This is a genomic window from Paracoccus mangrovi (assembly GCF_042648425.1).
Classification (GTDB): domain Bacteria; phylum Pseudomonadota; class Alphaproteobacteria; order Rhodobacterales; family Rhodobacteraceae; genus Paracoccus; species Paracoccus mangrovi.
Genome location: NZ_JBHRXJ010000001.1, coordinates 195,678 through 208,652, shown reverse-complemented (window position 1 = coordinate 208,652; position 12,975 = coordinate 195,678). Strand labels below are relative to the sequence as shown.

The following is a 12,975-nucleotide window of genomic DNA, read 5'->3' as shown; positions in this document are numbered from 1 at the left end:
AAGCTCGACATGCTTCGCGCCCAATCATTGGAGAGAGCAAATGGCTAAGACCCCCGACTTCACCAAAGCAATCCAGGACGTTCTGGCGAAATTCCCGGTCGACACCTCGTCGTTCCAGGACGCCTTCAAATCGCAGACCGCCCTGGGCGAAAAAATGGCCAAGGTGACCCTGGCCGCTGCCGAGCGTTCGACCGAAATCACCGCTCAGTGGGCCAAAGACACCATCGCCCGCATGGGTGAGCTGACCGCCTCGAAAGAAGAGCCGACCGAATACGCCAAAGCCGTCAGCGATTTCACCACCGCTGCTGCCGAAGCCGCCGCCGAGCACATGGCCGCTTTTGCCGAAGTCGCCAAGAAAGTTCAGATGGACACCGTCGACCTGATGCTGACCGCTGGCAAGGATCTGGCTTCGGACGCGCAGAAAGTCGCGGAAAAAGCCACCCGCGACACCCAGGCCGCGGTGAAGAAAGCTGCCGCCGCCGCGACCGCGGCCCCGGCCAAAGTCTGATCCCGGATCGGATGGAATACGGAAAAGGGGGCGGGTGACCGTCCCCTTTTTCTTTTGTCCTTTGCTGCGGCGCAGCATGGCCGGCTTGTGGTATTTGCGGCGCTTGAGCGGCGATTTTCTTTGCATTTCCGCGGGGCTTTTCCCATCATGCTGCAAATGCATCGCCGGAGGAGCCATGGCCGAGGCCGAAAATACGTCGCCGCTTCTGATCAAGCGTTATGCCAGCCGCCGTCTTTATAACACCGAAACCAGCGATTACGTGACGCTTGACGATATTGCCGGTTTCATCCGCGCCGGCCGTCAGGTGCGTATCGTCGATCTGAAGACGGGCGATGACCTGACGCGGCAATATCTCTTGCAGATCATCGCCGAACACGAGGGCCGGGGCGAAAGCATCCTGCCGATCGAGGTTCTGGTCGATCTGGTGCGCAGCTATACCACGCAGGCGCAATCGGTCGTGCCGCAATTCCTGGCCGCCAGCTTCGAGATGCTGCGCGAGGGGCAATCCAAGATGATGGAGAACCTGTCGACATTCCCCAACCCGATGTCCTCGATGCCCGGTTTCGAGGCTTTGCAGCGTCAGCAACAGGCCTTTCTGCGCGCGATGTATTCGGGCTGGCCCGGCAGCAGCGGCCCGGAAATGGACGAGGATGAAAGCGGCGCGGCCCGGCCCGACACGGGCGCCAAGTCCGAGCCCGAGGACATGACCGAGATCCGCCGCCAGCTGGCCGAACTGCAAAAGCGCATCTCCAAGCTTTGACGCATCTGCGCCTTGCGCAGCGCGGTTTGTCGCGATAGACGATCCGCCACGGACAGTTGGCCGAGTGGTCGAAGGCGCACGCCTGGAAAGTGTGTAGGCGGGGAACCGTCTCGAGGGTTCGAATCCCTCACTGTCCGCCACTTGCATATGGCAATCCCGAATTGAGGTCCCGCGCGGGGCCTTTTTCATTTGTCTCCGGCCCTTTCCGGCAACGGCGCGCGCGTCCGGCCGCTTGCCGGTGCGATGGGATGATCCGGCCCGGATATTGCGGCATGTTCGCGTGGCGGGCCCAAAAGGCGGGCAAAGGTGAAAACCTGTTCATGCCCCCGATGCGCCGCGCCGCGCCGGCCTTGTTCGCGATCTGTTGTGCGAACTGACTGAACGGACAGGACTTCCGGGCTTTGCGCGCTGGGCCGAGTGTGAAATACTTTCCCGAACCACTCCAAGGAAGTCCGATCCAAGGAAGCCTATTCATGTGCCAGATCTTCGCCGGTCAGGATCCAGCCCGCTACAGCTCGACCACCCGCCGCCTGCGGCTGAACGGGCAAAGCACCAGCATCCGGCTGGAAAATGCCTTCTGGAACATCCTCGACCGGATTGCTGACGCGGACGGCGTCTCGACACCGGCCTTTATTTCCAAACTGCATTCCGAAGTCCTGCAAACGCAGGGTGAGCCGGTCAATTTCACCTCGCTTCTGCGCACCGCCTGCCTGATCTTCGAGGCGCAGAACGAGCCGCAGACCCATCACGACGACGTGCTTCCCGTCGCGGCCGAATAGCCTGCCGCCGACAAGAAACGCATGTAGTAAGACCCTACTACCCGGGGCGGTCCGGATGCCGCCATCCTGAAGCGACAATAAAACTGACGTTTCAGGAGATGCCCTTGGCCAAAGCCATCCACAGCATGATTCGCGTTCTCGACGAGAACCGCTCTGTTGATTTCTATCGCCGGGCCTTTGGCCTTGAGATCGCAAGCCGGCTGGATTTCGACGATTTCACGCTGATCTATCTCAGCAATCCCGAAAGCGGCTTCGAGCTTGAGCTGACCGTGAACAAGGGCCGTACCGAGCCCTATCAGCTGGGCGACGGATATGGCCATCTTGCCGTTTCGGTCGCCGATCTCGATGGCGAGCATGCGCGCTTCCAGGCCGAGGGGTTCAATCCCCGCAGGCTGGTGGATTTCGCCCCCGGCGGGACGGTTCTGGCGCGGTTTTTCTTTGTGGCCGACCCGGACGGATACCAGATCGAGGTCCTGCAACGGGGCGGACGCTATCAATAAAACCCAAATCAAGGTGACCTGAATCGCCATCTGTTTCTGAAGGGAGGAGACCTATGAACCAGAGAGCAAGCATGCGGGGCCTGACCCGCCGTCAGCTTCTGTCGCGCGCCAGCGCGGCAGGGGCGACCTTCGTGGTCGGGGCCGGCTTTATTGCCGCGACCGATGCCGCATGGGCGGCCGAGACCAGCCATATCGACGCGCCAGCCTTTGCCACGCTGGTGCAGATGGCGCGCGACATCTATCCCCATGACCGCATCCCGGACGAAAACTATGTCATCGCCGTCAAGGGCTATGACACGGCCGAGGCCGCGCCCGAGATCATGGCCGGCATTGCCGCCCTTGACGCGGCAGCCCAGGGCAGGGGGTTCGCCTCATATCTTGGCGCCGGCTGGGAACGCGACCGCGTCGATATCCTGCGCGGGATCGAGGACAGCCCCTTCTTTCAAAAGATCCGCGGCGGTCTTGTGACCGGGCTTTACAACCAAAAGGCGGTCTGGCCGATCTTTGGCTATGAAGGCGAAAGCTATTCCAAGGGTGGCTATATCGACCGCGGTTTCAACGACATCAACTGGCTCTGAGGCCATAGGAGAGGAGGATAGACTATGGCTGCACCTTTTGATCTGAATGACGCGAGCGTGGTCGTCATCGTCGGGACCGGCGCCGGGGGCGGCGTGCTGGCCAATGAGCTTGCGCAGCGCGGCGTCAGCGTCGTCGCGCTTGAGGCGGGGGGGCGCTATCTGCCCGAGGATTACATCAACGACGAATGGGACAGTTTCGGCCAACTGGCCTGGACCGACCCGCGCACGACCAGCGGCGACTGGCGTGTGGCGCGGGACTTTCCGACGCTGCCTGCCTGGATCGTCAAGGCGGTGGGCGGCACCACCACGCATTGGGCCGGCGCCTCGCTGCGGTTTCAGGAACATGAATGGAAGGCGCGCACGACCTATGGGTCGGTGCAGGGGGCCAATCTTCTGGACTGGCCGATCGACGCGGCCGAAATGGCGCCATGGTATGACAAGGCCGAAACCAAGCTTGGCGTGACCCGCACGGGCGGGCGCGAGGGGCTGCCGGGGAACAGCAATTACCTCGTCTTTGAAAAGGGCGCCAAGGCGCTTGGCTACAAAGAGGTCAGCACCGGCCGGATGGCGATCAATTCGGCCGATTACGACGACCGGATGGCCTGTCAGCAGACCGGTTTTTGCTTTCAGGGCTGCAAATGGGGCGCGAAATGGTCCGCGGCCTATACCGACATTCCGCGCGGCGAGGCGACGGGCAATCTTGAGGTGCGCTCGAACGCCCATGCGGCGCGCATTCTGCATGATGACAGCGGCAAGGTGACCGGCGTCGAATATTTCGACAAGGACGGCAACTTGCAGATGCAAAAGGCGCGTATCGTCTGTGTCGCGGGCAATTCCTATGAATCGCCGCGCCTCTTGCTAAACTCGGCCTCGGCGATGTTCCCCGACGGGCTGGCCAACAGTTCGGGACAGGTCGGGCGCAACTATATGCGGCACATGACCGGATCGGTTTATGGGATCTTTGACAAGCCGGTGCGAATGTGGCGCGGCACGGTGATGGCGGGCATCATCCAGGACGAGGCCCGTCACGACCCGTCGCGCGGCTTTGTCGGCGGATATGAGATGGAGACCCTGTCCTTGGGCATCCCCTTCATGGCGGCCTTCATGGATCCGGGCGGCTGGGGGCGCGAGTTCACCACCGCGCTCGACGCCTATGAAAACATGGCCGGGATGTGGCTTGTGGGCGAGGACATGCCCCAGGAAACCAACCGCGTCACCTTGAACCACGAGGTCAAGGATCGGTGGGGCCTGCCGGTGGCGAATGTGAATTTCGACGATCACCCCAATGACATCGCCATGCGCAAACACGCCTATCAGCAAGGCATCGCCATCTATGAGGCGGTGGGGGCGACGCGCGTCCTGCCGACGCCGCCCTATCCCTCAACCCACAATATGGGCACCAACCGGATGTCGGAAAACCCGCGTGACGGGGTGGTGAACAAGTGGGGGCAAAGCCATGATATTGCCAATCTTTTCGTGTCAGATGGCAGTCAGTTCACCAGTGGCGCGGCGGAAAACCCGACGCTGACCATCGTGGCGCTGGCGATCCGGCAGGCCGATCACATTGCCGGCGAGATGTCGCGCGGCAATCTCTAGCGCTGGCGCATGACATGATGGCCTGTCCGGGCAACCGGGCAGGCCGGTATCCTGACAGCATTTCATGACCTAAACATTTGCATTTCAATTTGTTAAATCTGATTATTCAGGTATTTTCTGAATGCGACCCCTGTGGTTGGCCTGTCCGCTTTGGCCGCCATGCACGCAAAACGCTTGGCCTCGTCCCGCCATGGCATACCCGTCGCGGATGGCGTGCCTGCCCGTTGCGCGTGCATGGCGGCGCAATTCCGCCGGCGCGCAGCCACCAGATGACGGGCCGAACCCTGCATATGCTGGGCCAAATGCCCTTGTGGCGGGGCGTCGCTCACGCGGAAGTCATCTGAACACTTGCGTCCAGCAACCATCGCGCAATATTTGCCCTGCACTTTGATGCTGATTCTGCTTTGCGGCATCAAAACCTGGGAAGCCGCCGGTCTGCCAGCCGGGGCGTAAAATCGGAGCGTATGAGTGCCAAAACGGCTTCTTGCGCAATTGACCATGTCCGGCACGGCTGCCACCCGCCGCCCGGTGGAGTTCATCTGAAATGTCGAATTCGGACTCACCCCTTTTGTCGGGGGCGGATAACGACATATCGCTTTCCGAGGACAGCACCCATGAGGTCAAGCAGGGCCTTGCGGCGCTGACTCTGGGCGCGATCGGCGTTGTTTATGGCGATATCGGCACCAGCCCGCTTTATGCCATGCGCGAGGCGCTGCGCCCGGTTTCGGGCGACGGGCTGGAACGGGCCGAGGTGCTGGGGGTCGTGTCGATCCTGATCTGGACGGTCATCATGATCGTCACCATCAAATATGTCATCTTCTTGCTGCGCGCCGACAACCATGGCGAGGGCGGGATTCTGGCGCTTTACACGCTGGCGCGTCAGGCGATGGGGCGGCGGTCCTTTTGGGTGCTGGGGCTCGGCATTGCCGGCGCCGCGCTGTTCATGGGGGATGCGCTGATCACCCCGGCGGTGTCGGTCCTGTCGGCGGTCGAGGGGATCGAACTGGTCACCCCGCGCTTCAAACCCTATGTGCTGCCGATCACCATCGGCATCCTTTTGGCGCTGTTTCTGGTTCAACGCCACGGCACCCAGGCCATCGCGGTCGCCTTTGGGCCGATCATGGCGCTTTGGTTTCTGACCATGGGCGCGACCGGCGCGGTCCAGCTTTTGCGCGATCCGGGCGTTCTGGCCGCCTTCAACCCGGTTTACGGCATCAGCTTTCTGGCCAGCCACGGGGTTGCGGCCTTTTTCGTCATGGGCGCCATCTTTCTGGCCGTGACCGGGGCCGAGGCGCTTTATGCCGATCTGGGCCATTTCGGCCGTGCGCCGATCCGTGTGGCATGGTTCGCGCTGGTTTTTCCGGCGCTGATCCTGAACTATCTGGGACAGGGGGTGCTGGTGCTGCATGACCCGGCCGCGCTGGTGAACCCGTTCTTTCATCTGGTGCCGGCCTGGGCGCTGCCGGGGCTGGTCGCGCTGGCGACGCTGGCCACCGTCATCGCCAGTCAGGCCGTCATCACCGGCGCCTATTCGATGACCCGCGCCGCGATCCAGCTTGGCCTGTTGCCGCGCCTGTCGATCATCCACACCTCGTCATCCCATAGCGGCCAGATCTATATCCCGGCGGTGAACTGGATGCTGCTGGCAGGTGTGCTGGCCTTTGTGATGAGCTTTCGCACCTCGGAATCGCTGGCCTCGGCTTACGGGATCGCGGTGACGGGGGCGATGCTGGTCGATGCCTGTCTGGCCATCATCTATGCCCATAAGGGCTGGCGCTGGCCGCTGGGGGTCACGCTTTTGGTCGCGCTGCCGTTCCTGACGATGGAGGGCACGTTCTTTCTGTCGAACATGACCAAGTTCTTCGACGGCGGTTTCGTTCCGGTGCTGGTGTCGCTGAGCCTTGCGATCATCATGTTCACATGGTGGCGCGGCACCCAGCACGCGGTCGAGGCCGCGCATCGCCAGATGATCGCGCTGGACGGTTTCGCCGAATCCAAGGTCACCAGCTCGACCTATGCGGTGCCGGGCACGGCCTTCTTTCTGAGTTCGGACCCCGCGGCGGTGCCGCAGGCCTTGCTGCACAACCTCAAGCATAACCGCGTGCTGCATGCCAAGAACGTGGTGCTCACGCTTGAGACGATGCGCGTGCCCCGTGTCCGCCCCGAGGATCGCATCGAATACAAGCCCATCAATGACCGCTTCGCCCGGCTGACCGTGCGCTTTGGTTTCATGGAGACGCCGAATGTCAGCCGCGCCATCGTTCTGGCGCGCAAATCCGGCCTGACCTTCGATGTCATGACGACCTCGTTCTTTCTGGGCCGGCGCAAGCTGGTTCTGGGCACGCGCAACGGTGTCGCGCGGCTTCTGGACCGGCTTTACATCGCGCTGAACCGCTTTGCCGCCGATCCGAGCGAGTTCTATCACCTGCCGCGCGACCGCGTGGTCGAGATCGGGGCCCGTATCTCGCTTTAGCGAAATCTGCGCGGGCGGTGATGCAAAACCATCACCGCCCGCGCGGCATTGCGCATCGCCGCATCCTATTGTGCCGGCCAAGGGTCCAGCACAGGAAAGGGTTTGGCAATGGCGCAGCAGGGAATCGCGGTGATCGGGGCGGGGATGATCGGGGGGGCGCATGCCGCCGCCTATCGCCAGTTCGCGCATCGCCTTGGCGGCGCGGTTCTGCACAGCGTCTGTGACATGAACCCTGCGCAGGCGCGCGATCTGGCCGAGAAATATGGCTTTCAGCGGGTCACCGACGATTGGCGTCAGGTAATCGCCGATCCCGAAATCCATATCCTGTCCGTCTGTCTGCCGAATTTCCTGCATACCGAGGTGACGCTGGCGGCGCTTGCGGCCGGCAAGCATGTGCTCTGTGAAAAGCCGCTGGCGCTGTCGGCGGATCAGGCGCGCCCGGTGCGCGATGCGGCGGACAAGGCCGCCTGCGTGTCGGGGACGGTCTTCAATTATCGCCGCATCCCGGCGCTGGCCGAGATCAGGTCGCGCATGGATGCGGGCGATCTGGGCCGGCCGGTGCAGATTTCGGTCCTGTTTCAATGCGATTACGCCGCCGATCCGATGCTGCCGCATTCATGGCGCTATGAATTCGACAGGGCGGGGCCGGGGGCCTTGTTGGATCTGGGCACCCATGCCGTCGACATGCTGCGCTTTATGTTCGGCGATGTGGCCGAGGTGGTGGGCGCGGTCTCGACCATCTCGATCCCGGCGCGGCATCTGCCCATGGGGGCGGTGACCGGCCACGGCCATGTCGCGCTGTCCGATCAGACGGCTGTCGTGGACAATGACGATGTGATGTCGGGGCTGGTGCGGTTCGCGAATGGCGCGCAAGGTTTCGTCTCGGCCAGCCGGGTCGCGGTCGGGGCCGGGAACCGGCTGGCGGTCGAATTGCACGGCACCAAGGGTACGGCGCGGTTTTCCACCGAGACCCCGTCATTTTACGAATTGGCCCTGTTCGCGCCCGGCCAGCCCTCGAATTTTACGCGCTATCCGAACCGCCCGTCATCGCCGGCGGTCGGCGCGCTGGCGCCGGTGCCGCATGATCTGGTGTCGGTCGGCTATGCCGAGGTGTTCGGTTATATGATCCATGACTTTCTGGCCGCCATCGCCGCCGGGCGGGCGCTGGAAAACGGCTCGATCGAGGACGGCTATCGCGCGGCCCAGGTGCTGGATGCGATCCAGCGGGCCAGCGTGGTCAATGCACCCGTTCCCGTCGCCTGGCAGGATTGACGGGGCCATAAAAACGGAATCGGAAAAAAGGGCGCCGCGCGGCGCCCTTTTGCGGTTCGGACGCGGCGCGGATCAGACCGCCACCCGGGCCTTGCGCGCGACCGATTCCACACAGGCATTGGCCAGCCGCAGCGCCGCCACCCCGTCCGCGCCGGTGACCGAAGGCGCGCGCCCTTCGGCGATACAGGCCACGAATTCGGCGATCTCGGCTGCGTATGAGGCGGTATAGCGCGTCATGAAGAAATTCATCAGCGGCGCCGTATGATATCCATCCGCTAGCCCGATGCTGAGCTGGTTTTCCAGATGGTTGCCGACGCTGGCCACGCCAAGCGCGCCATGCACCTCGATCCGCTGGTCATAGCCATAGCTGGCGCGGCGCGAATTGGTGATCACGGCCTGTTTGCCGCTGGCGGTTTCCAGAATGACGGTGACGCTGTCATGGTCGCCGATCTCGCGCAGCGCCGGTTCCACCAGCACCGAGGCATGGGCCGAGACCGCGACCGGCTCTTCGCCCAGAAGAAAGCGCGCCATATCCAGATCGTGGATCGTCATGTCACGAAAGATCCCGCCCGAACGCGCGGCATAGCCGATATCGGGCGCGCCCGGATCGCGCGAGGTGATGGTGACCATTTCGACCGCGCCGATCCGGCCCTGGTCGATGGCGCGGCGGGCGGCGGCGAAATTCGGATCGAACCGGCGGTTGAAGCCCAGCATCAGCTTGATCCCGGCATCGCCTGCGATGGCCACCACCTGTCGGGCGCGGTCGATGTCCAGATCGACGGGCTTTTCGCAAAAGACATGCTTGCCGGCGCGGGCGAAGGTCTCGATCAGATCGGCATGGGTGTCGGTGGGCGTACAGATCAGCACGCCGTCGATGCCGGGGGCGGCCGCGATATCCGCCGGGGCCATCACGGCCGCGCCGCTGCGCGCGGCCAGCGCCTCGGCGGCCTTGGGCTGGGCGTCGGTCACCGCGACCAGCGTGGCGCCGGGATGGGCGGCGATCGCGCCGGCATGGACATTGGCGATCCGCCCGGCGCCGATCAGGGCAAGTTTGACAGTCATTTCAGGCTCCTTTCACGCTGGCCCAGCCGCCGCTCGCGGCCGAGGCAAAGACCGCATCGCAGACGGCCGCATTGGCGCGGGCATCGGCAAGGTCGAAATAGGGCGCCTCCGCGTCGCCGCGGATCACGCGCGAGAAATTCGTCACCTCTTCCTCGTATTGATCCAGCGCCGGGAATTCCAAGGTGGTGATCCGGGAATTGGCGTGATCGGCGGATGTGTCGATCAGGATCAGGTTCGGCTGGCTGCGCGAGGGCACATAGGCCTGGGGCAGGGTGATGAAGCCGCGTTCGCAGACGATCTGGATCGACTGCGACGACGCCTGGGCCAGCGATACCATGAAGCTGGCTTGCCGGCCGGCGCCGAAATCCATGATGACGGATGTGAACATGTCGATGCCGGCGCCGTTGCGGTCCATCACCGCCAGCACCCGTTGCGGTTCGCCGTCAAAGACATAGCGCGCGGCCATCGCGGTATAGCAGCCCAGATCGTAATAGGCGCCGCCGCCCCATTCCGGCCTTTGCCGGAAATCGCCGTCATTGGTCATCATAAAGGACAAAAGCGACGAAAACGTCATCGGCGCGCCGTAATGCCCCTGGCGCAGGATTTCGCGCAGGCGGATCCAGCGCGGCTGCTGACGGACCATGAAAGCCTCGGATATCCGCAGCGCGGGGTCGATGCCGTCAAGCGCCGTGTAATCGGCGGCCCGCATCGCGCCGGGCTTTTCGATCAGCACATGCTTGCCGGCATCGGCCGCGCGGCGCGCCCATTCGACATGCAGGTGATTGGGCAGCGCGATATAGACCGCCTCGACCTGCGGATCGGCCAGGACCGCGTCATAGCTGTCATAGGCGCGGGCGATGCCGTGGCGGTCGGCCATGTCCTGCGCGCGCGTCAGGTCGCGCGCCCCGATGGCCTGTGCGGTGGCATGGCGGCTTTTCATCATGCCCGGGATGACCGCGCCATCGGCGATCCGGGCCGCGCCCAGAATGCCCCACCTGACCTGACTGAATTCCTGCATGCGCTTTCTCCGATCCCATTGGCCGCCCGGCAAGGGGCGTGGGGCATGTCTGCCATGGGCGGAAGGCGGTCACAGGCCGTTTGCTGATGGAAAACCATCACCCCGGGCGGGCGCGGGGCGTTATCAGATCTCGGGGGTTTCGGGGATGTTTTCGGGGCCGTAGAGCACCGCCTGCAAGGGTTTGGTGTCGTAATGCGGCCCGTCCGGGCCCAGATCGGCAAAGTCCAGATGTTGCAGGATATGATTGACCGCCAGCCGCGCCTGCAATTCGGGGCATTGGTCGATGGTCAAGGACATGATCCCTTCGCGCAGCAGGGCGGCGCTGAAACGGGTCAGCTCATGGCCGATGAATACCGGCCGCTCTGGCAGGATATCGGCGCGGATCGCCGCCGCCACGCCCAGATTGCCGGCGCCGACATTATAGACGGCGACGATATCGCGATTGCTGGCGAAAAGCTGGCGCAGCCGGCTTTCCGAACGGTCGCGGTCGTCACGCCCCTCGACCACGGCACCGATGGAAAACCCGTCCTGAGCGGTCAGACAGGCCTCAAGCCCGCGGATGCGGTCGTCATGGGATTGCAGGCCACGGGTGTTGCACAGCACCGCGACCGGGCCGGGGCGGCGGGACATCCGGGCGATGAAATACCCGGCCGAGCGCCCGGACTGGAAATGATCGGGTCCGGCATAGGCGATCCGCGCCGATTGCGGCACGTCGGAAATCAGCGTGACCACCGGAATGCCGCGCGCCTCAAGCGCCGCCACCGCCTGCCGGGTCAGGGGATCGTCGGGCATATAGACGATCACCGCGTCGCAGCCGGTCCGGCCAAGCGCCTGGGCGATGGTCTCGGGACGCTCGTCGCGCAGGATCGTGCGATGGATGGTGATCGACGGATCCAGAAGCGTCGTCAGCTGCTGAAATTCGTGCCGCATCCGCGCGATCAGCGGCAGTTCCGGGCGCGCCAGCACGACCTCGATGCGGATCATGCGGTGATGGCGCTGGGGCAGAATGCGCCGCAGCCCCAGCTCGCGCGCGGCGCGCAACACCTTGCGGCTGATCTCTTGCGAGACATTGCCGCGCTCGTTGATGACCCGGTCCACCGTGGCCGGGCCGACGCCCGCGCGTTCGGCCACATCCTTCAGCGTGACTTTGCCCGACATCTTTCGCCCCCCGATTCCGCCGCACGACTCCGGTCCTCATGTCCGGCGCCCAATTCCGCCCCCCAAAACGCTGGCCACGAAAACGCTAGCCACGATAGGCAGGCCCCTGATCGAAAGCAATCATCGCGGGCGCTGCCCGCGGCGCCCACCCGGGCTAGATCGGATGGCGGATCGGATCGGGCCATCAAAGGGGGATCATGCGATGAAAATCGGGTTCGTGTCGGACAGCCTTGGCGGGCTGACATTCGACGAAATGCTGGATCAGGCTGCCCGGCTGGGTGTCGAGGGGGTCGAGGTGAATACCTGCGGCTGGTCCACGGGGCCGCATTTCGACATGGCGGCGATGAAATCCAGCGCCTCGGCGCGGCGCGCCTTTGCCGGGGCCGTTGCCGCGCGCGGGCTTGAGATCATCGCGCTGAACGCCAATGGCAACCCCACCCACCCGACCGAGCCGCAGCAGGCCGAGGGGCTGCGCGACACCATCCGCATCGCGGGCGAGCTGGGGCTGAAAACCGTCTGCACCATGTCCGGCCTGCCGGCGGGGCGGCCGGGCGACCTGATGCCCAATTGGGTCGTTTCCAGCTGGCCGCCCGAAACCCGCGCCATTCTGGATTATCAATGGAACGAGGTGCTGATCCCGTTCTGGGCCGGAATCGCGGATCTTGCGCGGGCCTCGGGTGTCGAACGCATCGCGTTGGAGCTGCATGGCAATCAATGCGTCTATAATGTGCCGACGCTGATGCGGTTGCGCGCCGCCATCGGGCCGATGATCGGGGCCAATCTGGACCCCAGCCACCTGTTCTGGATGGGGGCCGATCCGCTGATGGCGGCCGATGCGCTGGCGGGTGCGGTCCATCACGTCCATGCCAAGGACACGCTTTTGAACACGCCGGTTCAGGCTACGACCGGCCTTTTGGAAAATGGCGGGCTGACCGATATTCCGGCCCGGGCCTGGTCCTATATCACGCTGGGGATCGGGCATGACGAAACCTGGTGGCGACAGTTCTGTTACCGGCTCAAGATGGGCGGCTATGACGGCTGGCTGTCGATCGAGCACGAGGACATCGTGTTGAATTCGCTTGAGGGGCTGGAACGCTCGGTCCGGCTTTTGCAGCAGGTGGCGCCGGTCGCACCCTCGGATTTCAGATTGCAGGCGATCTGAACGCGGGCTGATGGAATCCGATCACCGCGCGTCTGTGCCCGGCCCCCCGATGCCGGGCATGCTGGCCAGGTTCCGGTCACCCAGGGGGCGGTCGTGCCGGACGACCAAA

At 63.9% G+C, this 12,975-nt stretch carries 13 protein-coding genes and 1 tRNA gene; 10 read left to right on the top strand and 4 right to left on the bottom strand.

Going from position 1 to position 12,975, the window contains the following annotated elements; genetic code table 11:
* Positions 1-40 precede the first annotated feature (40 nt).
* The 7 genes from ACFOMH_RS00995 (at position 41) to ACFOMH_RS00965 (ending at position 4,721) form a co-directional block, all read left to right on the top strand.
* A complete protein-coding gene (locus tag ACFOMH_RS00995) occupies positions 41-508 on the top strand; it encodes a phasin family protein (RefSeq protein WP_374424804.1) in 468 nt (155 codons plus the stop codon).
* 175 nt (positions 509-683) lie between these two features.
* A complete protein-coding gene (phaR, locus tag ACFOMH_RS00990; RefSeq protein ID WP_374424805.1) occupies positions 684-1,268 on the top strand; it encodes a polyhydroxyalkanoate synthesis repressor PhaR in 585 nt (194 codons plus the stop codon).
* Positions 1,269-1,318: 50 nt separating this feature from the next.
* A tRNA-Ser gene (locus ACFOMH_RS00985) sits at positions 1,319-1,408 on the top strand.
* Positions 1,409-1,741: 333 nt separating this feature from the next.
* Complete coding sequence (locus ACFOMH_RS00980) at positions 1,742-2,047, top strand: ribbon-helix-helix domain-containing protein (protein ID WP_377742040.1); 306 nt, start codon at positions 1,742-1,744, stop codon at positions 2,045-2,047.
* Positions 2,048-2,151: 104 nt separating this feature from the next.
* Positions 2,152-2,547 (top strand): VOC family protein, encoded by a 396-nt coding sequence (locus ACFOMH_RS00975; RefSeq protein ID WP_377742038.1) that lies wholly within the window; start codon positions 2,152-2,154, stop codon positions 2,545-2,547.
* Positions 2,548-2,600: 53 nt separating this feature from the next.
* Positions 2,601-3,125: a Twin-arginine translocation pathway signal gene (locus ACFOMH_RS00970; protein ID WP_374424809.1), complete on the top strand. Its 525-nt coding sequence runs from the start codon at positions 2,601-2,603 to the stop codon at positions 3,123-3,125.
* Positions 3,126-3,149: 24 nt separating this feature from the next.
* Positions 3,150-4,721, top strand: coding sequence for a GMC family oxidoreductase (locus tag ACFOMH_RS00965; protein WP_377742036.1), 1,572 nt, complete (start codon positions 3,150-3,152; stop codon positions 4,719-4,721).
* Between the two features lie 92 nt (positions 4,722-4,813).
* Here the strand turns inward: ACFOMH_RS00965 and ACFOMH_RS00960 are convergent, their stop codons facing one another.
* Entirely contained in the window at positions 4,814-5,260 is a 447-nt protein-coding gene (locus tag ACFOMH_RS00960; protein WP_377742034.1) for a hypothetical protein, read from the bottom strand.
* 5 nt (positions 5,261-5,265) lie between these two features.
* Between ACFOMH_RS00960 and ACFOMH_RS00955 the strand changes: the two genes are divergently transcribed.
* Together ACFOMH_RS00955 and ACFOMH_RS00950 are read left to right on the top strand one after the other, a co-directional pair.
* Entirely contained in the window at positions 5,266-7,194 is a 1,929-nt protein-coding gene (locus tag ACFOMH_RS00955) for a potassium transporter Kup (RefSeq protein ID WP_377742032.1), read from the top strand.
* Between the two features lie 108 nt (positions 7,195-7,302).
* Positions 7,303-8,466 (top strand): Gfo/Idh/MocA family protein, encoded by a 1,164-nt coding sequence (locus tag ACFOMH_RS00950; RefSeq protein ID WP_377742030.1) that lies wholly within the window; start codon positions 7,303-7,305, stop codon positions 8,464-8,466.
* Between the two features lie 72 nt (positions 8,467-8,538).
* Here the strand turns inward: ACFOMH_RS00950 and iolG are convergent, their stop codons facing one another.
* The 3 genes from iolG to ACFOMH_RS00935 all read right to left on the bottom strand — a co-directional run bounded on the left by iolG (position 8,539) and on the right by ACFOMH_RS00935 (position 11,704).
* On the bottom strand, positions 8,539-9,528 hold the full coding sequence (iolG, locus tag ACFOMH_RS00945) for an inositol 2-dehydrogenase (RefSeq protein WP_377742028.1): 990 nt from the start codon (positions 9,526-9,528) through the stop codon (positions 8,539-8,541).
* A 1-nt stretch (position 9,529) separates the two neighbouring features.
* Positions 9,530-10,546 carry a Gfo/Idh/MocA family protein gene (locus tag ACFOMH_RS00940; protein ID WP_377742026.1) on the bottom strand — a complete coding sequence of 339 codons (1,017 nt, stop codon included), beginning with the start codon at positions 10,544-10,546 and terminating at the stop codon, positions 9,530-9,532.
* Between the two features lie 123 nt (positions 10,547-10,669).
* Positions 10,670-11,704 (bottom strand): LacI family DNA-binding transcriptional regulator, encoded by a 1,035-nt coding sequence (locus ACFOMH_RS00935; protein ID WP_377742024.1) that lies wholly within the window; start codon positions 11,702-11,704, stop codon positions 10,670-10,672.
* Between the two features lie 202 nt (positions 11,705-11,906).
* Here ACFOMH_RS00935 and ACFOMH_RS00930 point away from each other — a divergent pair, with 202 nt between their 5' ends.
* Positions 11,907-12,866, top strand: a complete 960-nt coding sequence (locus ACFOMH_RS00930) for a sugar phosphate isomerase/epimerase family protein (protein ID WP_377742022.1) — start codon at positions 11,907-11,909, stop codon at positions 12,864-12,866.
* Positions 12,867-12,975: the final 109 nt, after the last annotated feature.

Coding starts and splice junctions, on each gene's coding strand:
- iolG (WP_377742028.1), bottom strand. CDS start 9,528: ATGACTGTCAAACTTGCCCTGATCGGCGCCGGGCGGATCGCCAATGTC.
- ACFOMH_RS00965 (WP_377742036.1), top strand. CDS start 3,150: ATGGCTGCACCTTTTGATCTGAATGACGCGAGCGTGGTCGTCATCGTC.
- ACFOMH_RS00980 (WP_377742040.1), top strand. CDS start 1,742: ATGTGCCAGATCTTCGCCGGTCAGGATCCAGCCCGCTACAGCTCGACC.
- ACFOMH_RS00935 (WP_377742024.1), bottom strand. CDS start 11,704: ATGTCGGGCAAAGTCACGCTGAAGGATGTGGCCGAACGCGCGGGCGTC.
- ACFOMH_RS00995 (WP_374424804.1), top strand. CDS start 41: ATGGCTAAGACCCCCGACTTCACCAAAGCAATCCAGGACGTTCTGGCG.
- ACFOMH_RS00960 (WP_377742034.1), bottom strand. CDS start 5,260: ATGAACTCCACCGGGCGGCGGGTGGCAGCCGTGCCGGACATGGTCAAT.
- ACFOMH_RS00950 (WP_377742030.1), top strand. CDS start 7,303: ATGGCGCAGCAGGGAATCGCGGTGATCGGGGCGGGGATGATCGGGGGG.
- ACFOMH_RS00930 (WP_377742022.1), top strand. CDS start 11,907: ATGAAAATCGGGTTCGTGTCGGACAGCCTTGGCGGGCTGACATTCGAC.
- ACFOMH_RS00940 (WP_377742026.1), bottom strand. CDS start 10,546: ATGCAGGAATTCAGTCAGGTCAGGTGGGGCATTCTGGGCGCGGCCCGG.
- ACFOMH_RS00970 (WP_374424809.1), top strand. CDS start 2,601: ATGAACCAGAGAGCAAGCATGCGGGGCCTGACCCGCCGTCAGCTTCTG.
- phaR (WP_374424805.1), top strand. CDS start 684: ATGGCCGAGGCCGAAAATACGTCGCCGCTTCTGATCAAGCGTTATGCC.
- ACFOMH_RS00955 (WP_377742032.1), top strand. CDS start 5,266: ATGTCGAATTCGGACTCACCCCTTTTGTCGGGGGCGGATAACGACATA.